A 22,059-nucleotide genomic window follows, 5' to 3' on the forward strand; every position below is an offset into this window, starting at 1 on the left:
CTTTAAATCAGATTCTATTGTAAAGTTCAATGTATTTTTTTGCCAAATTAACATCGTTGAAATCATCCTTAATTATTGAGGGCGATTCTATTCTTATCTTTTCCCTCATCGTAACCTCCCGGCAAGCAGAAACCAACTCAGTTTTGATCTCATCAATCTTAAGGCTTGTTACCCAGCCTAGTTCTTTATCTGTTACGTAATCAGCTAAGCCTACATATTTGCTGACTAGCACAGGCGTCCCAACACTTAAACTTTCGATGACCACATTAGCGAAATTTTCATTGTGAGAAGTGAGTACGGTTAAATCATGATCTGCCAACAGATCAAATTTCTTTTCTTTATCCACCAAGCCAAGCCATTTTATCCTGTTGCTAAGCTTAAGCTTTTCGGCTTTAATTTTTAGGCTTTCCACATATTCTGCTTTTCCTGAACCTGCAATGGTGAATTGCCAGGGGATATCAACAAGAGTTAAAGCTTCAAAAAGTAATTCTAGCCCTTTTTTTTCTTCTATTCGGGAAAGGAAGAGTAATTGGAATATATTATTTGCTGATGATTGCAGACTGGGAGCAGATGATGGAAAACTAACCAGATTAGAAATAACAGTGATGCTTTTCGGCGTAATTATTTTAAGAATATCTTGTTTCTCCTGTTCGCTTGTAGCGTGTATATGGCAATATTTTAACAGCCTTTTACCGATGAATTTATGAATCAAATTTTTCGAAAATGAATTCCGGTTCCCGAAAGAGTACGAGGTAAGCATGCCACGTGGCGATAACACTACAGGTATTTTATGCCATTTAGCGACTAGGCAGCTTAGTACCGAAACTAAATTCCACCATGCATGGATGTGGATAATGATTTTGGAGTCTTGATTCTGGAGTATCGTTTTCCTTAACTGAATCAATAGTTTAGGGGAAAAATGGCTGTGATCTTTTGTCCAGCGTTTAAAATAGGTAACTGGCACACTATCTATTAAACTAACTTTACCTGTTTGTACTTCTAACTCTTCAGTTCCGTTGGCGGTGGTTGTTAATACTTGTAGGTCTTCACCATCACGGACCTCTACCATCGCTTCACATAATTTCGCAACGCTCTGTATTGGGCCGCCGTAAATATACGCAGGTTTATATGAGGCAGTGACGTGGATGATTTTCAATTTTATTCCTTGTTAATCAAATGTAGGTTTTAATACTTTTATGGTTCTAAGCAGATAAAACAGAAACCACATAATTACATAACCCCAAAAAATATTATTGAACATAAATTCGAAGTTATTTCCTCTCCAAAGGCCCTGAAAAATACTGTTGAACATAATTACGCAGCCCAGCTCATAACTGCCGAATAAACTTTCTGCCAGGTCAGAAAAATGTTGCACGAGCATCCCATATAAAAGCATAAAGAAAAATACACCGACAATACCCCAACTTAAATAGGCATCTACAACCGGGCGGGTTTTAGCAGAAACTGTAGACATTTGATGTGCCACACCTGCATCGTAAACCCGCTGCATGGATACGGTTTCCATGTTGGGTTTTCCTGCCCAAAAAATCCTTGGAACAAGTCCCTCCAAAGAATTTTCTACTATTTCCCAATCATAATAAGGATGGTGGTCAGGTACATATTCCACGAATTGAGTAAACATTTCAATTTCACTTAATCTTCTGGTTAGAAAGCCCCAGTTAGTGTCTTCAATCTGTTCTTCGTTTTTTGAATTTAAATTATCAAATGCCTGGTTTTGTGCTTCTTCTGCACTTACCTCACCACTCCAGCTTTGCCTAACTGTGTTGTTATAGGTTGGCAGGAAATAAAGCAATACATAAGCAACAGGAATTGCTGAGTAGAGTATTAACTTTTTGTAATAAGGAAAAAATATACAGGCAATTACGATAATGTTAATGATAATTGGTTCCTTATAGCCAGATAATGATGCGTGTATAAAGTTGAGGATGAAAATTGTGGCACCAATGCCGAGGTATTTAATGTTTTTGGTATTGAAGCCTTTAACAAATAATACAGCTGCACAAGAGATTCCGATCAGTGTTAGTGGAAGGGCAATTTGGCTAAGTCCCGAGAAACGTTGTGCTAATGAACCAATCCCGAAAACGATAATACCAAGCCATATTAAAAAATCATCACCTTCAAAGGTTTTTACACTTTTAATGGTGATACGATTCTTTTGAACCATAAGCATACCTGTAACTAAGGCCGCATGAGCCAATAAACTCATTCGTTGGCAACTGGCAATGAGTGCAGTTTGTTCACTTTCTTTAAATTGTGCCCCATAATTAACTTCAGTTAAATACCGATAGCCCAAATGATCCATAAAATAAAAAATGGAAGTGGTACACATGAAACCTGCAAAAATGAGCTGTGTAAGAAATATAGGGCGCATAATTTGCTTATGGATGGGTAAATCCTGCTTAATGATCGCAGCCGGTGATAATATGGTAGTATAGAATATAAATAATGAGCCAAACCAGGCCACAAAATAAGATATGATAGGGCTATTGATTAATAAATAGCAAATCAGAACAGGAAAGTATAAAGTTAAAATAAGTCTTGTAGGGTTATTATTTTGCATCGCTATAAATAGTATCTACAATTGCTTTCACCTGTTTTTCGAATGACCAGTTTTGGATGATCTGTTGGGATTGGATGCCCATTTTTGTTAATTTTTCTTTACTGTCTGTTAGTTCTCCTAATTTTTGCATGAGCTCATCTAAGTCATTTGATCTAAATACTTCTCCATTAATTCCTGGCTTAACAAGATCTACGGCACAGCCCACCTTTGTAGAAACCAAAACTGCTTTTCCGGCTGCCATGGCTTCATTAACAGCTAAGCCCCAAGTTTCATTCGGACCCTTAGAAGGCAAACAAAATAAGTCGCAGGCTTGATAAATGGCAGGCATTTTACTTTGATTTTGAAAATCCATGAAATGGACATTAGTGAGATTATCTGCCATCAATTTTAATTCTTTTTCCAATTCTCCATTGCCTACAAATAAGAGCTGAAGCTTAGGATTAGCAAGTTGTTTTAAAGCTTTTAATAGTAAATCGGGTGCTTTTTTAGGCTCTAATTTGCCTGCAAAAAGAATAAGGATACCGTCTGTACCAATGGATAGTTTTTCTCTTATCTTAATCGTTTCCTGCCTGTCAGTTTTCCCAAATCTACTATTATCGATAGCATGCGGAGTAAAAAACAATTGTTTTTCTTTCAAACCAAATTGACTGTAGTAATTTTTATTAGCACTACCTACGTAAAAAGCTTTATCAACATGGCTGTAAATCCATTTAAGAAACAATTTCCGCAGTAAGCCCTTAAAGTTTTTTTGTTTATCCAGCAAAGTAGAATCGCCTCTAAAGTAAATTGGGATTTTGCCTTTGAAAAACCGCAAAGCTTTTAAATGACTTTTCCAGGCCCAACCGTAAATTAAAATGGCATCTGGTTCAAAATATTTTACTGTGCTTTGCAAACCCGGGTTAATAATGCCATTGAAATGGTGCGTTCCAGGATCTTTTGATGCGTTTACTAAGAACTGATAATCATATCCATCTAATAATGGTATATCCCATTCTATTTGTTTGGCAAACCCCTTGTCGTATTTAACCATCGATTGTTCACCCCAGGTATAAAATACTTTTAGTTGTGTTTTTTTGGCCAACAGTTTAAAAACCGGTGCGTAATATTGGATGGGGTGGGTAGTAATAATGGCTAGTTTTTTCAAGCTAGTTAGTCGATATTACGCTGTTGAAAAGGTCAACTTGTTTTTTGGTTAGACAATCTGATCTATATTTATCAAACTCTTTCCAATTGGTTGATGGGGCAACGTTCAGTTTCACATTCTCTAGAAAAGAGTTAAATACATCGAATGCTTGCTCTATGTCGCTATTTAAAGTGATTAAAAAGCCAGCATTACATTCTTCAATTATTTGAACTGCACTACTTTTAGGGTGGAGGATAGCTAATAAGTTTTGTTTTGCCAAAATGTATGGATAAAGCTTGGAGGCAGTATAAGCAGGATCATTTGATCCTAAGACAATTAAACCATCAGCATTTTGTAAATGGTTTATGCTTTCATAAAAGCCAATACGATCTGTATATTCAGAAACATATTTTGATAGACCCAATTTCTTTGCAATCGGCATGAGTGTTTGCGTGCCACTTCCATTTGGGGCATAACTGGTTCCAATAAAATGAAAATGGACCTTTTCAAATCCATCAACATTCTGATCTATTCCTCTTTTAAACATCTTTAATAATAAACTCACCGATTGTCGCATATCAAAGCCGCCCCGGCCAATATAAACCAGATTAACTTTTCCATTATCCCTTTTGTAAACAGACTCAGATAAAAATGAATTTTGTTCTGCAATATCAAAATCGGACTCATGTGCACCAAATGTTATAATGCTAGAAGGTTTATGCGCCAAATCAGGGTATCGCGTTTTTAATGTGTTAATATATGCTTCAGATACACTGATTAAACCATCTGCGGTTCGCATGGCTATAGGTTCTAAATATTTATTTAAACGATAAGATAGCCAATATTTCTTTGGACGTTCAGATTTTGGTTTGTCCTGATAATAATTTGAGTGCCAAGGGTCTTGGACATCAATTACATAAGGAATGCCGAACTTTTTCTTCCAAAATGCACCCAAAATGCACACAGGAAATTGAGTTGTTGAAAAGTAGATTAAATCAAAATGGTTATACTTCAAAAGTTTATTGACTTTTTTTTCGTAAAAATACAACGATCTTAAAGCAATACTTCCTAATCCAAATTTGCTAGTCCATTTTTTTGAAAAAGCTTTTACTCTATGAACTTTTATTTCTTTTGGAATAGAATCCGAAAGTAGTGCATCCTTAAGCATATCACTATAGCTTTCATCAACTACAACCACCTCTGGCTCCCAACCATATCTCTTAAAATATGGTAAACTCATTCTTATGCGTTGCATATCTGCAGTGTTAGAGGGGGGGAAGTAAGGAGAAATAATTAAAAGCTTTTTATTTGCCAATTGTATCTATAATATTTTTAAGGAATTTTTTTTCTTCGTGTTCCCAGTTTAATTTACTCTGGGCATATTTTAAAGCCTTTGCCTGGTGCTCTTCCAGTAACTCTGGATTTGATAGATAATTCTGAATAATACTGGTTAGCTGACAAACCTTAGACTTATTATAAATGAAGCCCATTTCAGAATAGCTTTTAAGGAATTTTGTTTGTGCAGAAGTATCAGATGCAATTATAGCCTGGCCCGCTTGTATATAAGTAAATATTTTGTTTGTTAAGCAGATATCCCGATTTAACGGGAAGCCTGTTTCTGTAGCCAAACCGATATCAAATTGAGAAGCAAATTTTATGATTTCGGTTGAAGGAATAGGGGAATAGTAATAGATGTTTTCAGGTCGGAATGAACTTTGTTCTGCCAGTTTCTTGAAATGCTCCCTGATTGGTGCTGTACTACAGCCAAGTAAGTGCAATTCTATATTTTCCTGATAGGCTAAAGAATTTATTACACCTTCTAAACCTCTGTTTTTTCCAATATTTTGAGAGAACCAAAATAATTTGAGTCTTTCTTTCGTCTTTTTTAAGATTTCTCTTTCAGATGGAAAAACGTTTAGAATCGTTATTGGATTGATTGTTGGGTATAGTTTTTTATAAGCTTCACTAATTAAAGGACTGGCAGTAGTTAAGTAATCTATCTTGGGCAGATATCTGTCCTCAATAATTTTTTTAAGCTTAAAATCTCTTGAATTGTAATCGTTGGTAACTTCTTGCCTGTGGAAATCCTCTGCATCAAATCCACATTTAACCTGATGAGTTTTAGCGGCTAAAACAGCTGCAGGCAATGCACCTAAATTATGTGCTATATATAAATCTGCTTTCAAACTTTTGGCTTTACGTATAAGATTTTGGCTGCCTCTTGCAATACCATGTTCAGCTACGTTAAAACGATTACTAAATTTAGAGACCAATATATTGGCAAGTTTATGCCTTGCTCTGCTTAGAAAATATATCCATTTATTATTTTCTGGATGGCCGCCAACCCGAATTGACTTCCATTTTTTCTCCGCTAGCAATTGTTTATCTAAATCAGTTCCCCAATTGTTCCAATATAGATATACAACCGTAACATCGTACCCTGCTTCAAATAAGCTGTCTGCTTCTTTCACCAAACGCGGATTTAGTGAAGGCTGACCGGATGTAACAAGTACTATTTTCCCCCTTAGGCCCACCTCGTTGATGATCTCAGGTTAAAATCCTTCTGTAAAAAGAGGAAGTCTGATTGAAATAGTGCACGATCATATGGACGCCTCATCAAAGAACAAATATCATAAACTACGAAACTGTTTTTTTTCATAAATGCAATCACTTCAGAAGCTAAAGGTGCCCCTTTATAAATATTGAGGAATGATACTTCTAACAGAACGGCCTTGGCAGATTGGAGAGTTTTTGCCGCACCTTTTAATATTTCAAGTTCAAACCCCTGGGTATCTATCTTGATGAAATCAGGTTTGCAAAAAGCAGTGGTTAATAAGATATCATCTAAGAGTTGTAGTTCCATTTCTTCAATCAAAGCTCCCGTTTCATTATCTTCTTTATAAATCGAACTGGCCGTATCATAAATATTAAAGTTGACCGTCTTATTTTCAGCACCTAACAATGCAATTTTGACTTCTGAATTTGGCAGCAGTTTTTTCTTTTGTAATAATATTTCATGTTTTTGTCGCTGGCCTTCAATCATCATGATTTTTGACTCGGGAAATATTTGATTAAATTCTATCGCCCAGTTACCTTCGTAAGCACCGATGTCTAGTACATAATTGGGAGAAAACCCCAGCTTTTTGAGTGCCTCTAAACTTTTCCGTTGCGACGGCACACCTAAATCATTTCTTAACTTTTGGACAAATTTAGCAGGGATCAATTTGGATATAAGTTTTTTAAACATCTTATAGATTTAGATAGTGTTTAGCAATAATTGAGACATCGAATTTGCTAAAGGCAAATGCTCTGCAAGCAGCTCGGTCAATTGTTATAATTTTTTGAAGGGCCCGGATCATAGCTTCTTTGTTTTCGACAATAAATCCATTTTTGCCTTCGGTAATTACCTCTGGTACTGAACCTCTTTTAAATCCAATTACAGGCGTGCCGCATGCCATGGCCTCGACCATTACCATGCCAAAAGGTTCGTTCCACTCTATAGGGAATAGTAAAGCTTTAGCCTGGCTCAGATAATGACTTTTCTGCCTGTCGTCTAGAGGACCAAGATAAATGATCTGCTTACCATCAAATTTTGGTTCAATTTGCTCTTTAAAGTAGCTCAAATTGTCAGCGGTATCAGGAATGTTTCCACCAATTAAAAGCCTGTTCCCCGTTTCAAGTGCGACTTCTATGGCGGTATGCAAGCCTTTGATCTGATCCATCCTGCCCAAGAACATTAATGGAGCATCAGGCTTCACCTGATCGGCCGGATCATACTTTGAAAAATCGATAGCGTTATAAACAGTTTCCCAACGGCCCGATACGTTACCCGTTGAAACGCAATAGTCGCTGCATGCGGTAAAAATTAGGTTCTTATGTGGACAGGCGGTAACGGCTTTTACTCCTTCCTGCGCCACAGGTCTTCCATAGGTCATTACCTTTTTTACATGGCTTTTGAGTACCGGAAGAAGGTAGGCTAAACGCCCAAAATTATGGATCAGGTCGAAATCTCTTTTTTTTATTAATAAAAACTGCCAAACCAGTAATAGCTCTTTTGCTTTTTGCCATTTTGACCTTTTCAGGTTGTTTTTTCCGAAAGGATACACCTGTCCGGAGATATGAGATTCAGGCCCCGCCAATAAGCTCACCTCATGACCTAAACGGGTATATTCTTCTGCAAACATATAAACCAAACGTTCATGGCCACCATATTGAGGTGGTGGAATAGGGATGCCTGGATCCATGATTAATAAAATCTTCATCCTTAAGCTTCGTTTAAAATCGCTAGTATTCTTTCAGCGCTTTTTTCCAATGATAGGTTTTTCAATATGTAATCTCTAGGTTCATATTTTCCCTTTATTGAGAATTCTATAAATTTTGGTAGTTTAGTATTGAATTCTTCTAAGTCCTTAAATTTTTCTCCACAAGTTTCATCAAAATAAGGAACAGAACTAGCTAGTACAGGTTCTTTTTCTTCCCAGGTAAAACGATTGGTATCTAACCAAAATCCTTGATCCCAGGCAAATATAGGAACATCCATAGCCATTGCTTCTTGATATGCAAGTCCTTGGCTTTCATGCTCGCAAAGGAAGATCATCCCAATACTGCTCTTTAATATTTTTTTGTATTGCTTAATGGTGTAAGATCCATAAATTATCAATTTATAATTTACTTGGTGGTTGTCAAGAATATTAAGAATTGGTTTTAAAATTTCGGTTGTATTCCTTTCCTTATTCCATAAAAATTTAACATAAACTAAAATGTCTTTTCTGGCAGATGTTTTTTTGACTTGCCAATAATAAGTATCAATGCCAACTGGCCATATTGTACAGGTATTTTCTCCGTACCATTTATTATATATTCTTGCTGTCCATGTAGAATGCTGCAGATATGTTGTTATTGGGTAATCCTCAAATAAAGTTGGCCACTCATTTGGATGAGTCATTAAACCTATTCCAGCTATAATCTTGTTTTTTTTATGGTAACCTCTTAACACATTTTTTCCTATTCCAAGTACTACAATTTTATCTTCATCTTTAATTTTGTCAAAGGGTAGGTTTTTAACGAATGATATTTTTTTTGCTTCAAGTGCTTTGCAAAGATTTATGAAAACCCGCTCTAAACTGCTGATGTTTTTTTTTCTGAAAAAATGAACTAACGGCCGCAGATAACGGTCTCCCCAAAACCATCGGTCTTTTAGATGTTGTTTTTTAAAGTATATGATGAGCCTACCTTTCAATTTAAAGTGATTTATTTTCTGAAATTTTAGTAATTACTCTACTAAATGGTTAAGCCAGATCATTTGGTATGGAATTGATTTGATATGAAATAAGTGTTTATTTTTGCTATTGAATTAGGTATAGATAAGGTATGCAAAGCCTTCTCCTGGCCATTTATTCTCATCATTTTTCTCTTTTTAGTGTTCCCCTCTAGTTCTTTAATTTTTTCGTAAAGTTCTGTATGATTTGAAAATACTTCGATGTCTTTTCCGATTTCATAAATTTGATCTAAGCCTGGTGCTAATTCGGTTAAATAACATGCACCATACATGGGGGCTTCAATATCTCTTAACCGCGAGTAAGTATTTGGGGTATTGATTGGATAATCAAAGCTTTGATAACGATTTATGCCAAGGGTGATCAGGCTTTCTCGCGTTATTTTAATATAGTCATTAAAATCTGGCTTTGCTTTTAACTTGCTTTTAATTGCACTGGACGATAGCTGACTAATTCTGCCATCTTTAATTTTGTTTAAATAGGACTTAATCCCGAATCTGGAAATAAAATCAATTTGATTTTTTGCTTTTTTCCAGATAGGGTTATATAGTTTTTTAGCGTTGTCATTCTCCTCCAGCCAGCTTGTACCACGTATATTCAAATCAAGATTTGGATATACCTTTAATAGTTTTTCGAACAATAAATGTCTTTGAACATCTTTTGAACCAATAAATGAAATTTCTTTTTTTTCTATAACAGGTTGCCCACGGTATTGATAATCGACCCACATTGGCATTGGGAGATTAATATATGGGTACCCTGCATTTTGATAAAGCGTTGTTGCCATGTATTCAGGTACCCAATTTAAATCAAATATTGCATATTCTTTTGGTGCCTGTTTAAACATCCTGATGTTATCGCAAAAGAAGTTAACACAAGGAATACCCATTTTTTTTATTTCGGAAATTGCCTGTATGTCTATTTGTTCGGGATATAAATAGCTTAAAAATAAGTCGGGTTTATTTTGTTTAATAAATTTTACAGTTTTCTCCCAGGTAAAACTCTTCCACTCATCCAGCTGATTTTTTGATTGCGGTATTAAACCTCTTGCCCAATCTACTTCCTTACACTCTGTCCAGTTACATTTTGCCTCTTCAATGCCATTTTTGATGTAGTGTTCCCAAAAGCTATAAGCAGCTATAGGATGTTTAGTGGTAGATTGTAAAAACGAGAGAAATATTTTCATTTGACTCTTTTATTGCCATGAACCTTTGAAGGTCCAAGAAAGAAATGATAAATAGGCCTAAATACAAATTTGAATATAGAGGTTGCCCTTTCTTTAAAGTAATACCTAAACATAATGTCAATCTCAGCTAAAGTGCTGTTCCTGCCTGCAATTTTTAATCGTGCTTCTTCCATCAGATAATTTGCACTTTCGCTATAACTATCATTAAAATGCACTATTGCGGGTTCGCACACTATCGTCGATCGATCAGCTTGATTTACTCTTTTCAGTTTAGTTTTTCCTTTTAAAACATTGGTATTAGAGGTATTGTAAAACATTCTATCAGCTTTTATAGTTTCATTATCTGGAATAGGGTGTTGATTATATAAAGCCATTGATAGTGCAAATAGAGGCTCTTCGTTCTCCTTTCCTCTAAGCCGAATAAAATCTAGTTCATCATATCTCTCCTTGAGCTCTAATGCTTTTGCAAAAACCGATTTGCTAATGTGATTGTTCTTAAAGTAGTAAACAGATCCTACAAAAACCGGCATGGAAATAACGTTGAATTTATTAATCATCTCCTTTATGTCGCAAAAAAAATCACCAGACGTTTGTTCCTCGCCAATCGCTGTAAAATCATAGGCAGACATGGTATCGAAAATAGAATCTAAAGGTTTATAGATCAGACAATCACAATCTATAAAAAGATTTTCTTCAGCAATAATATGGTCAATTAATAAGAATTTTGAAGTGAATGATTTTTGAGATTCTTCCAATGTCAGTAATTTGACAATAACCTTTGGGTTGTTCCTGAACTCTTCAAAATATGTAGTGTTATCCGTTAGCACTAGCAATTTGATTGCCGATTCTCCATTCCAAATAAGGAAAGATTTTATTAGGTTTTTTGCTAGCTGAAGATAATAAATTCTTCCAACCGCAATTGTTACTACTGCTTTCTTTATCATCTTATTCTATTCGCCAAGTTTTGATAACTATATTGTATTAAACGGATGGATTTCCATCCTAAAACAGAAGCCAGCTTGCTTAAAACCTTTCTGCCAAAATCTAATTTATAGGTTAAGGGAGTTATCAATGGCAATTCGTGTATTGCTTTTTTTGAAATATCTTTAAACTGGGGGTAGCTTCTGACGGCCACATCATATAGAAGGCGGTAAATCGCAAAACGGGCTGCTAATGAATCCTCTTTTGATAAAAGTTCTTTTTTTTTAGATAAGATTGATGCCAAAAGACTTGATAGATCTTTATGGGTCTTTTGACTAGACAAGTTTCCTTCTTTCTTATATTTTCGATAGTAATTGAAGACGTCGCTTACTTTTACAATTTTTGTTGAATTCAAAATAATTCTTGCAAAGAATTCGCCATCGTCGTCTAAGCTTAGCTCCTCGTTCCATAGTCCTGATTTTCTGATCAGAGGCGTAGGAATTAGCCATGCATTAGGTTGGATCATCGATCCTTTTCCATCAAATCCCCCCCAAAGTTTGATTAGAAACTTAATAGGCTCATCACTTGTTTTCAGAAATTCCTCTTCGTAAAGAGAAGGTGTAAATAAAGCATGTGGCTGGTGTTCATCGAAATGAACGGTACTGCAGACAGCCAAAGTATTAGTATGGTTTGCAATGGCTAACACCTGTTTTTCTATTTTATCTGTTGAAAGAATGTCGTCTGCATCTAAAAATTGTATAAAATCGCCTTTTGCTTCTAATAGTCCTTTGTTTCTAGTGGCGGCAGCACCTTTATTGGCTTGCTGAAAAACCTTTATCACCTGGTTATCGAATGATTTTATGATGTCGAGCGTTTCATCTGTAGAGCCATCATCAATTACAATAACTTCTTTGTTAGCCCAGCTTTGGCTAATTGCCGATTGTATAGTTTCTGCGATATGTTTTGCTGCATTATAAGCAGGAATAATAATCGAAACCAATGGCTTTTTCATCTTCTCAACCTGGGTTTTAATAACCTAATCATTTTTTCCCTGATCCAAAAGGCGGCGAAAGGACTAAATTTACTAACAACATTAAACAGAATATTACTGTCTGCACTTATAGAATTTAGGCCTAATTTTTTTGCAAACATTAATGAAGCTTTGGTTTTCTCCCAATTATTTATCGAGGCCAGGTTGGTTGCAATTTCTATAAATCTTTGCGCAATATCTATATAATATTTGGGAGCCGCGGCACTGGCCGTTTTCTCCATTACATAGAACTGCGCCTGAAAACATTTGTCTTTGTTGTTTTGCGACATAGAATTACTTATCCTGTAATTGATAATGCTTATTTCATCTTCGCTTGAAAAGCGAAGGTGATGAAGCGCAAGAGAAATATGCAAGGCACAATCTTCATTATATAAAACTTTGGGATCCAGATCATAACCTCCGGCATTTAGAAATGCAGTTTTATTATAAAGACCGCAAAAAGGATTGATCTGTTCTGCAATTGCGTATTTAATTGGATCGGTTTCCAGCTTATGTTTATCGAACTTTCTTAAACTGATGAATTCGTTTGTGATATGATCCCGATATTCATAATTGAAAAGAACAACTTCCGGACATTCTTCGCTAGCCATCCATTTGTGCGCCAGGTTTGTAAAATTTGGGAGTAATTCATCATCTGCATCATGAAAATGAATCCATTCAGACTTTACCATTCCTGCAAGTTTATTTTTTCCGAAAGAGCAACCGCGGTTCACATCGCCATCGATAACAACAGCACCATATTTTAGGGCTATCTCCTGGGTATTGTCTGAACTGCAATCATTATATACCAAAATTTCATCAAACTTTATGTATTGGTTTTGCGCCGATGTTAACAATCTTGGTAAACACCATGCTGCATTGTAGGCAGGTATACAAAGTGCTAGAGATTTCATTGATGCAAATTGTTGTAAACTAAGTCTTTCATTGGTTTATCCGCCAAAAATTTTTTTCTTCAATCTTTTGGTAATATATTTTAAAAGCTTATTCAATGGCTGTTGGTTTAGAACGATATCAATGGCGTATTTTTTATCTGATGGGAGATATAATGCCTGGTTAAATAGATTGGGAGCAATCAACTCAAATTTTTGAATAACCTGAACCATTAATTTAGTGTTATCATTAATAATATTGGTAGACATCAGACTTTTAACCGTTTTTAATGCTTCGCTTGTCATCTTTTCAAAAGCACTTTGATCCATGTTGTTAACTGCTTCTATACACGACGCAAGCGCAATATGATCATTGGATGCATATTTAAAGCCATTTACTCCATTTTTAATGAGTGATGAAACACCCGCGCCATCTGAACAAATTACTGGCGTGCCAATGCTCATGTATTCTAAGCAGGTGAAATTGTACATATCCCATGTGGATGGAATGATGGCAAATTTTGCTGTTTTTTGAACCGCTTCCAATTGATGGTGAGAAAGTTGTCCTTGAGGTATTACTGTGTGGTTCCAGACTTCTGGGAATCTTTGGAGAAGTTGATCTGATTTGGATAAACTCTCGGTAAACATGGTGTTGCGCCCATACCATTTGATTAATACTGGTTTAGCTATTGTTTTAACTGCCCGGCATAAAATATCCGGCCCTTTCCATTCCTGGATTCGGCTGCATACGATAGCGAAATTCTCCTTTTGAATAAATTTAGCAGGAGTAGCGTTCGCTTTAAATAACGGTGAGATAAGATTAATCTGTTTATGAGGAAAAATATCTTGCCAAAATGTATAATTAGACTGACTGTGAGTAACAAGCGCATCTGATTTTTCCAGTAAGGAAAGTTCTGTCTGTCTACACTGGTCTCCAAATAAAATTTCCTGAAGTTCCCGTTCATGTAATTCAATTTGACCCGAACTTCCGTGCAAACGGGTTACAACTGGGATGTTGTGGTGAATTAGCCAGGGAATGAAGCCAAGTCCAAAATCGGTACATTCTACCAGATCAAACCCTGCACCTGCGTTAACCTGTTCCCACATGGCCCATGCAGAGGCAATAGCTTTCTTATATTGTGGTATGAAATCGAATTTTTTGAATCTTTCGAGGTATTTATGGAAAAGGTCTGGTTTGAGGTATTCGACTTCAATATCATGATGCAGAAAGCGATCTAATGATTGGGTATAAGCACTACCTACCACAACTTTTATTTTTGCAACATGAGATCTCATAAAATCAATGTGTTGCAGGTAATATGTCGAAATTCCTCCTCCTGAATGAGGGTAATATTCAGGTAGGATAAAGAGAATATTTAATTTTTTTATTTCCTGATCCACATGCTGTTAAAATTTCTGCCGAATTTATCATCAGTTAAACTCAGGTTATCTTCCTCCACCATATATTCTTCTGGTAGATCAGATTTTAGCGTGCCAAAAAAACAATAGGTATTAAAATATGCCAGGGAAAGTCCCTTTACCGATTCCTCCAGATTTTTTAAAGAAATGCCATTGTTGGCTGAATAGGGTAGCCCTTCTACATGGATATCTGTAATACTCCATATTTCTGCCGGAGTAAGGTGGCTATTAATAACATTTAAGTGTATCAATTCTTGATTTACCTCTGCGATATAGGTTTCTAGTTTAATATTCCCCTTTAGCATGCGTATAATTTTTCCAGTAATCCTTTGTTTAAGCGTCCTGTTTTTAAAATTAGCCCTCGTAGTTTGAATAAGGCGTGCTGTTCTGTTTTGGTATGTTTTGGAGTCGATTGCTTCTGCAAGAGGATCATGCAGGCTTATAAAGACACCATTCGCATTTAACCTATTTTCTATTTCCGAGATGAATTTTGGAATATCTGGAATATGATGCAAAACGGAAGAAGTAATAATTAGATCGAATTTTTCGTTTACATCTTCAATATATCCACATTTTGAAATTATAGGTATATTCCATTTCAATGAGCGTTTGTTTGCTCGCTCTAACATAGCATGAGATGGATCTAACAGAAACACGGATGCTATTTTTCTGCCAACTAAAGAGTCTATTAAAAGCTGAGCGGCCAAACCTGTTCCGCAACCCAGATCCAAAACTTTAATTTTTTGTATTTTTTGCTTGTCTAGCCAGGCACAAAGATGATTAATAATGCGGTCAATCTGTTCGGGAAGATTAATCCACATTTCGGCATGGATCTTATCATAATATTTTGCTTCAATATTATGGAAGGTAAGGTTAACCTTTTCATGAAAATCTTTTATCGAATCAAGATTAGATTTTTGCTCAAAAAGTGGGATTAAAGATTTGAAAACATCGGTAGTCATTTTAATTGTAAATTAGCTTTAATGTACATCTCAATGGGCTCAGTTAATTTTCTATTAATAATTTTAGCCTGTTATGGATTATTACAGGGTTAAAATCCTCTTCTGCAAAATACCGGCATTGCTTAACACATGCCGATCTGAAATCTGGATTTTTGAGCTTGTTTATGATAGTTACCAAATCTGTTTTTGTTTCACTGCTAACATAGCTTAACCAAGAGTTTTTAATGGCCCATTTGCCTATCGCTGCAGATTGGGGAGCTATTATGAGTATTGGTATACCTAAGTGACAGAATTCGACAAATCTACTTGGAAAGCTGTATCTCGATCTGATTTCTTCATTTGTATCTGAAGAATAAAAAACAATGATTACATCCGTTTCTTCAACCATGAAGCTGAAAAGATCATAGAGTTCTTCAAATTTTTTGTAAAAAAAAATTTTGCTCGCATTCTGTAAAGAATCTTTGTAATCCTGATTAAAAGAACCAATCAGGATTATGTTTGTATCAGTTTCTTCAACAGCATCATTAATTTTTTCTACTGTTTTTTCAAAAAAATAGGGTAAAAGCATGCCTGAAATAACAAAATTGAATTTCTCGGATTTTATTCTTTTGCCCTGAGCTATAAAAGAACCATCGGGTATTGGATAAACAACAGATACATTTTTCCCGCCATTCAAAGAAATAATCTCTTTCATGGGTTCCGAAACCACAAAAAAATGCCCGCAATTTTCAATTATTCTGGTGATTTGTTTTTTAGAGAGAATGTTCTCTTTAAAATACCGGTTGAAAATATTATCATCGTGAAAAAAGAGATAAAATGGGATATTAGCTTGTTTTGCAAGGAAATAGACCAGGTAACTTACATAATCTTCCAATAACCCGATTAAAATATCGCCTTTGGTAAAACGAAGTGCCTTGGCCAGAGATCTTGCTTGTAACCGCGTTCTCATGTTGGTTAAAATCGGAGTCGCTTTTCTTAGGGGTGGGTGCCAGACTTTTTTTTCTAGGTTAATTTGCCTGAAGCTGGTATTTTCCTTGTTAACCGGGCTGCAATTAATAAAGGTAACCTGATAACCTTCCTGTTCAAACAGTTTTAAATGCCGATATAGCACAATACTTCCGCCAGCAGCGTTATTTACCGGATAAAGTGAACTTGAAATAAAAAAAATCCTTTTTTCCAAAAATTATGAAATTTCGTCTAAGGCACCCCAGGTTCTTTTAATATGTTTTACTTTCTTAAAAAGAGAATTTAGAGCAGCAATTGTTATTGTTTCGTCATAGTAGATTTCGACAGCCTTTTTTTGATATCCAATCGACTCTTCGTAGAGGCTTTTCATTTGAACAAAAATTTCGTTCGGATCTAACGGATCAAAATATCGGGCTGCTTCTCCCAGTTGTTCAACATGTCCATCTAATCGGCTACAAATTACTTTACAGCCCAAATGGTAGGCTTCAACTAATGGCATATTGGTTGGACCAAGGAAAGTTGGCATTACCAGTGAAATGGCATTTTTGTATAACCATTTCAGTTGCGGCAGGCTCACCACACCGAGTTGGATAACATTTTTTTCGAGGCCTAAGCTTTGGATGACACTATTAATGTAATCAATATTATTTTGATTTGCTCCTGTAAATACAAGTTTTACCTTTGGAAAATTAAATATAAATTGTTGGAAGGCAAGTAGCAGATTGTAATGGTTTTTATGTGGCCAATACCTGGCAGGGTAAATGAAAAACTTGTCATTCGCTAAGATATCTACCTGCTCGGTAGCAATCTGATCTTTTACAATCAGGCCTGGAATCATCGGTATCACGTGAATTCTGTCGGGATTAACTGGGCAATACCGGATCAGTTCTTTTTTTCCCGCCTCAGATTCTGCACAAATAATTAGTGCTTTATTGATATCCCGGTTTAGATTTTCGATTCTGCTCTCCAGCTTTCCGTGCATACTTACTTCAGGAAAAGCAAACATAGAAATATGGCCAAGATCCCAAAGGGTTGATATGTGCGGAAAATTGTCAATCTCAATTCCCGGATTGATGTAGTAAATTACTTCAATTCCAGCATGCTTTAAATTGTCAATTAAATTATTATTGTATTTTTTTTTGATTCTATTGCTTAATTTAATTCCGAAAAATGGTAGCCGGATACAAATGGAGTTGAGGAGTTTTGGCCATCTGGTTCTGTAAATAGGGGTGAGCGACAATGCATTTGACCCGGGTTTAAAGATTTGATCAATGTTGTATCCAACGTGAACAATTTCAGTGCCTGAAAACGAGGTTTTGGCTAGGATTTCTTGCAATGCTTCCGTATATGCAAATGCACCACCATTTGCATAGCTTCCGCCATGGTAATGCCAGATACCTATTTTAAACAATTTTTTCATGAATGCAGGTTGTTATTGCTGTAAGCTCATCAGTCGTTAAACCTAATCCGCTGGGTAGATAAAAACCATTTCTGGCCAATTTCTCCGCCACCGGATATTTTTCATTCTTAAATAAGCCCATTTTTTTAAATACAGGTTGTTCATGCATGCACCAGAAAAATGGCCTGGTGCCAATTTTATGTTTCGTTAAGTAATCAACCAAATCTTCTTTTTCACTTTCAGTTGGTGCTACTATTCCGAAAACCCAATAAATATTTTCTGCATATGATGTACTGGTTAGTGGTAGCTGGTATCCTTTCTGTTTCAAATGAGAAAGGGCGCTATGATAGTTTAAACCCATATTGCGCTTGATGCTGATAAATTCCTCCAGTTGTTCCAATTGTGCTAAGCCAAGCGCAGCCTGCATATTGGTCATCCGATAATTCCAACCCAATTCATTATGGACGAATCTTGGCCCATTGGGTTCAAAACAAAGATTGCGCAATTTTTTGCATCTGGCGGCAAGATGCTCGTCATCAGTTAGCAACATCCCGCCTTCACCGGTCGTAATATGTTTATTGGGATAAAAACTAAAAATACTGATATCGCCAAAACTACCACACATTTTACTGTTATAGGTTTGCCCGTGCATTTCGGCCGCATCTTCAATTATTTTAAGATTATATTTTTTTGCTAAAGCTAATACCGGATCCATATCAACAGGAAGACCATAAATATGCACCACTAAAATTGCCTTAGTTCGAGCGGTAATCTTGGCTTCGATTTGCGTTACATCCATATTCCAGGTGAGTGGATCACTATCAATCAGAACCGGAATTGCATCTGCCGTAACCACAGATTGAACTGGCGAAATAATTGTAAAAGTGGGCATAATAACCTCATCTCCGACACCAATACCCAAAGCCTTTACGGCGATATCTAATGCTGCCGAACCATTGCTTACTGCAATTCCGTACTTACGATTGTTGTAGGTGCTGAAATTCTCTTCGAATGCACCGATAAACGGACCTTCACTGCTTATCCACCCAGTACTGATACATTCTGAAAGGTACTTTAACTCATTTCCTTTTAATAATGGAGTATTTACCGGAATTGGTTTCATGAATTAATTTTTTTAAGGACGTAGGCAACCCCCCAAGTCAAATTTGAGGGTACATTCTTTGTTAAGAATTCTTCACTTTTTAAAATTTCAAAACCTGTACTATAAGCTAATAGGTCGATTTCATTTTTGCAAAAATGTCGCATTGGATGAATTTCCTTAAAAGAAAGTTGTGTCGGATCTTTTAATGAACTTACTTCTATATCGTAGTTTACTTCAACAATATTTTCTTCACTAAAGATAGATGGTGTTGCTCTTCGGATAATTTGAATCTGATCATTGCTTAATTTTTTAATCCGCTCTTCTGGTACTTGAGATACAACTGCTGGTGTATGCCAAACATCGAAAATAAACAGTCCGCCATCATAGAGAGACTCATGAACAAGTTGAAAAGTTCTGATTAAACTTGAATTGTCAGTTAGATAGCTAATTACATGAAAAAGCGATAGTGCAATTTCAAACTTCTGATCGACTTTAAAATTAGAGATGTTAGCTTTTTGGAACCTCAGTCTGTTATTTTCATTTTGTCTTGCAATGTTGAGCATATCTTCACTAAGTTCGATTCCCAATACTGAAAACCCCTTTTCTGCAAAAACTGATGCATGTTTTCCTGTGCCACATCCTAATTCAATAATATTTTGGGCATTAGGGAAGTATTCTTGAATGAGCTCGATTATATAAGCTGCTTCCGCAGGATAATCTTTATCATAATACAGTAGGTTATAATACTGACTGTAAAGTTTAAAGTTTTCGATCATTATTTGATGTTTTTAAGAATGGGATCGAAATGCACTTTGTCTTCGTCGCCGCAGTACGGACCTTGTTTAATTTCTATGAGCTCTGATGACTCTAACATTTCAAAGCCGTGCCCACCTGCAGCAAGTAAAATTACATCTCCTGTTTCCACCGTCCTGCTCTCGACATAAACCTGGTCGTCATTGTAAAAATCTACACGTACTTTACCTGCTTTAACGTATAGTACTTCTTGTGTAAGGGTTACTTTTCGTTCTACAAGCTTGTGCACATGCGGCGGTATCATATAACCTTTAGGCCGGTTCATGTACCCCAACTGTTGCGAATAATCTTCTGGGGTGAAGAAAGTTATCCCTTCTTTATGAAAATTTGACCTTATGATTAGTGCGAGTAACAGTCCATTTATGGTGATGCTTTCTATCATAGTTAAGCTTGATTAAAAATAAATTTACTTCTTTCAGTACTTAATGAATTGATCTTTTTTTTGAAGGTTTTTGAGATCAATTTTCGCGCAATTCTATTAAGTAGATTAACAACTTTTATGTTTGTCCATTTACGTATCGGACCAATTTTGCAAGTGATCATTAACTTACGGTAAAAGGAAATGTTAGACTTATTTATAGATATGTTTTTTGACCCGGCCCCGTAATGAATAAAATTTGCCTGGTATTTATTGGGGAGGTGGTAAAATTTTTTGCCTGGTATTTTTCTTAATTCATTTTGAAAATATGCGGCGGAATCAAATGCATGTACCTCGCCATCACGGATTTCCTCGTAATAAAAGTGAGATCTTTCGGATAGCTCAAATGCTTCCTTCTTATAAATACAAAACCAGGTATGGTTTCGTTCGTATAGATGCATGTTTCTATTAGAATAACTATCAAAACAATATGCAGTTTCATTGTAACAGGTACTAGCGAATAAACAATCAGGATTTTGTAAAGCGAGCAGCAGATGAAAGTAAAATTCTGCATCTAATACTTCAAAATCTGCATCAACAGTTGCAATGTAATCTGTGTTAAATTTGGGAAGTTCTGAGGTCCAGAGTTCATCATAATTTTCGTTAATATCATCCCTCACACGATCAATTCCTTCAGGAGAAGTAATCGTTTCACCAGCAACAAAATTTTTAGTCCTTATTTTTTCTGTATTGTCAAAGATCTGAACATAAGGATATGCCGCCCATTTTACTGCATATTCATTAAGATTTTTTGTGGTGAGGGCATTCAAATAAATGAATAATTTAAAATGTTGTTTTTCAGAATGATTAAGCTTGTCGTATATTTTTTTAAAACTTTTAACACCATAATCTCCAAACATGCAGTCCCGGTTGGTTACCAACATAAAAAACGTAATAGACTTTCGCGTTATGCTATCTTTCATTTAGTTGGTTTGTTCAATCCAGTTATCTCTCAATACAAGATCTCTCATATGATGTCTGGTCATCAACTTGATGTCGTAAGCAATGCGATTGCTATGATAAAAAGCCTGGGCCATTGTAATTCTCCAATTATCTTTGGCTCTTATGAAGTGCCAAGGTGTAGCTAAGGATTTATATAAAACAGCAATAAAATTATTAAGAATGTTGGTGAACAGTTTTGAATTGTTTAACCCATTGGCAGCCCTGTAAATTGTAAAACTATCGCAATTAGCCTGGTTTGCAAATCTTTTATTTAAATAACTTTGCGTCATCCTGCTTTTTGGAATAATATGGTTAATGACAGATAAACCATTGTAGGCCTGCAGATAACCCAGATCAAGAATTTTTATGGATAGTCCTGTTTCTCCATCTCCTATCCATTCGCCTTTGGTGTTTTCTGGGTTAAAGCCCCCGGCATTTATTATTGCTTCTTTTAAAATTGCTTCATGACAGCTAAAAATATTAATCATCTGATCGGAAATGATTAACGGAGTTTCATCTAGATTTAGGCTTAAGTGAGCATTTAAGCAGTATTTTAATATCCAGTCTGGAGGATGAATATCCCATTTTGGCAGTACCCGCCCACTTACTACTGCAATTTTATCGTTCAGTTCGAAAGTTGGAACCAGGTTCGTTAACAAATCTGGTTCGGCAATCATATCGTCATCTGTATAATATAATACTTCACCTTTTGCGTATTTTATTGCAGAATTGCGTGCATAGTGAACGCCTTGCCTTGGTTCCTCAAAATACTTTATTATTGGGTATTTTTCACACAATTCTTTTACTACCGCTAATGTATTGTCTGTTGAGTTATTATCGATTACAATAATTTCGAGCATATTAGGATAGTTTTGTGTTACAAAGCTTTCCAGGGTTAATTTTATGAAAAAATCTCTGTTATAGGTCGGAATAATAACTGAAACAGTTTTCATTTTTTAATTTGTGTAAATATGCAAACCATTAGACCGGGATGAGATTCCAATTCTCTAATAAAATGTTGCAAGGAGATT

At 35.8% G+C, this 22,059-nt stretch carries 21 protein-coding genes; all 21 read right to left on the reverse strand.

Annotation, left to right across the window (positions count from 1 at the left end):
• Positions 1-7: 7 nt before the first annotated feature.
• The 21 genes from H9L23_RS02600 to H9L23_RS02700 all read right to left on the reverse strand — a co-directional run bounded on the left by H9L23_RS02600 (position 8) and on the right by H9L23_RS02700 (position 21,981).
• The gene (locus H9L23_RS02600; RefSeq protein ID WP_187593535.1) at positions 8-1,156 is read right to left on the reverse strand and encodes an XrtY-associated glycosyltransferase XYAG1; all 1,149 of its coding nucleotides are present in this window, start codon (positions 1,154-1,156) and stop codon (positions 8-10) included.
• Positions 1,157-1,168: 12 nt separating this feature from the next.
• Entirely contained in the window at positions 1,169-2,581 is a 1,413-nt protein-coding gene (locus H9L23_RS02605; RefSeq protein ID WP_394355234.1) for an exosortase Y-associated Wzy-like protein, read from the reverse strand.
• A complete protein-coding gene (locus tag H9L23_RS02610; RefSeq protein WP_223191031.1) occupies positions 2,571-3,662 on the reverse strand; it encodes a glycosyltransferase family 4 protein in 1,092 nt (363 codons plus the stop codon). Before H9L23_RS02610 ends, H9L23_RS02605 begins: the two co-directional genes overlap by 11 nt.
• A gap of 64 nt (positions 3,663-3,726) precedes the next feature.
• A complete protein-coding gene (locus tag H9L23_RS02615) occupies positions 3,727-5,019 on the reverse strand; it encodes a glycosyltransferase (protein WP_246474823.1) in 1,293 nt (430 codons plus the stop codon).
• Positions 5,009-6,175 (reverse strand): glycosyltransferase family protein, encoded by a 1,167-nt coding sequence (locus H9L23_RS02620; protein WP_187593538.1) that lies wholly within the window; start codon positions 6,173-6,175, stop codon positions 5,009-5,011. Before H9L23_RS02620 ends, H9L23_RS02615 begins: the two co-directional genes overlap by 11 nt.
• 53 nt (positions 6,176-6,228) lie before the next feature.
• Positions 6,229-6,951 (reverse strand): FkbM family methyltransferase, encoded by a 723-nt coding sequence (locus H9L23_RS02625; RefSeq protein WP_187593539.1) that lies wholly within the window; start codon positions 6,949-6,951, stop codon positions 6,229-6,231.
• A gap of 1 nt (position 6,952) precedes the next feature.
• A complete protein-coding gene (locus H9L23_RS02630) occupies positions 6,953-7,966 on the reverse strand; it encodes a glycosyltransferase (protein WP_187593540.1) in 1,014 nt (337 codons plus the stop codon).
• A gap of 2 nt (positions 7,967-7,968) precedes the next feature.
• Positions 7,969-8,943 carry a glycosyltransferase family protein gene (locus H9L23_RS02635; protein WP_187593541.1) on the reverse strand — a complete coding sequence of 325 codons (975 nt, stop codon included), beginning with the start codon at positions 8,941-8,943 and terminating at the stop codon, positions 7,969-7,971.
• A gap of 59 nt (positions 8,944-9,002) precedes the next feature.
• Complete coding sequence (locus tag H9L23_RS02640) at positions 9,003-10,166, reverse strand: glycosyltransferase family protein (protein ID WP_187593542.1); 1,164 nt, start codon at positions 10,164-10,166, stop codon at positions 9,003-9,005.
• Complete coding sequence (locus H9L23_RS02645) at positions 10,163-11,110, reverse strand: hypothetical protein (RefSeq protein ID WP_187593543.1); 948 nt, start codon at positions 11,108-11,110, stop codon at positions 10,163-10,165. Before H9L23_RS02645 ends, H9L23_RS02640 begins: the two co-directional genes overlap by 4 nt.
• Positions 11,107-12,099, reverse strand: a complete 993-nt coding sequence (locus H9L23_RS02650) for a glycosyltransferase family 2 protein (RefSeq protein WP_187593544.1) — start codon at positions 12,097-12,099, stop codon at positions 11,107-11,109. Before H9L23_RS02650 ends, H9L23_RS02645 begins: the two co-directional genes overlap by 4 nt.
• The gene (locus H9L23_RS02655) at positions 12,096-13,031 is read right to left on the reverse strand and encodes a glycosyltransferase family 2 protein (RefSeq protein ID WP_187593545.1); all 936 of its coding nucleotides are present in this window, start codon (positions 13,029-13,031) and stop codon (positions 12,096-12,098) included. The genes H9L23_RS02650 and H9L23_RS02655 overlap by 4 nt, the downstream gene beginning before the upstream one ends.
• Positions 13,032-13,067: 36 nt before the next feature.
• Positions 13,068-14,408: a glycosyltransferase family 4 protein gene (locus H9L23_RS02660; protein WP_187593546.1), complete on the reverse strand. Its 1,341-nt coding sequence runs from the start codon at positions 14,406-14,408 to the stop codon at positions 13,068-13,070.
• Positions 14,393-15,388 (reverse strand): class I SAM-dependent methyltransferase, encoded by a 996-nt coding sequence (locus H9L23_RS02665; RefSeq protein ID WP_246474824.1) that lies wholly within the window; start codon positions 15,386-15,388, stop codon positions 14,393-14,395. The genes H9L23_RS02660 and H9L23_RS02665 overlap by 16 nt, the downstream gene beginning before the upstream one ends.
• 43 nt (positions 15,389-15,431) lie before the next feature.
• On the reverse strand, positions 15,432-16,262 hold the full coding sequence (locus H9L23_RS02670) for a glycosyltransferase family protein (RefSeq protein WP_187593548.1): 831 nt from the start codon (positions 16,260-16,262) through the stop codon (positions 15,432-15,434).
• Between the two features lie 309 nt (positions 16,263-16,571).
• Entirely contained in the window at positions 16,572-17,765 is a 1,194-nt protein-coding gene (locus tag H9L23_RS02675; protein WP_187593549.1) for a glycosyltransferase, read from the reverse strand.
• Positions 17,758-18,876, reverse strand: coding sequence for a DegT/DnrJ/EryC1/StrS family aminotransferase (locus H9L23_RS02680; protein WP_187593550.1), 1,119 nt, complete (start codon positions 18,874-18,876; stop codon positions 17,758-17,760). The genes H9L23_RS02675 and H9L23_RS02680 overlap by 8 nt, the downstream gene beginning before the upstream one ends.
• Positions 18,873-19,631: a class I SAM-dependent DNA methyltransferase gene (locus H9L23_RS02685; protein ID WP_187593551.1), complete on the reverse strand. Its 759-nt coding sequence runs from the start codon at positions 19,629-19,631 to the stop codon at positions 18,873-18,875. The genes H9L23_RS02680 and H9L23_RS02685 overlap by 4 nt, the downstream gene beginning before the upstream one ends.
• A complete protein-coding gene (locus H9L23_RS02690) occupies positions 19,631-19,912 on the reverse strand; it encodes a cupin domain-containing protein (RefSeq protein ID WP_223191032.1) in 282 nt (93 codons plus the stop codon). The genes H9L23_RS02685 and H9L23_RS02690 overlap by 1 nt, the downstream gene beginning before the upstream one ends.
• 140 nt (positions 19,913-20,052) lie before the next feature.
• The gene (locus H9L23_RS02695) at positions 20,053-21,009 is read right to left on the reverse strand and encodes a hypothetical protein (RefSeq protein WP_187593553.1); all 957 of its coding nucleotides are present in this window, start codon (positions 21,007-21,009) and stop codon (positions 20,053-20,055) included.
• Positions 21,010-21,981 carry a glycosyltransferase family 2 protein gene (locus tag H9L23_RS02700; RefSeq protein ID WP_187593554.1) on the reverse strand — a complete coding sequence of 324 codons (972 nt, stop codon included), beginning with the start codon at positions 21,979-21,981 and terminating at the stop codon, positions 21,010-21,012.
• Between the last annotated feature and the right edge of the window lie 78 nt (positions 21,982-22,059).

The organism is Pedobacter roseus (genome assembly GCF_014395225.1).
Taxonomy (GTDB): domain Bacteria; phylum Bacteroidota; class Bacteroidia; order Sphingobacteriales; family Sphingobacteriaceae; genus Pedobacter; species Pedobacter roseus.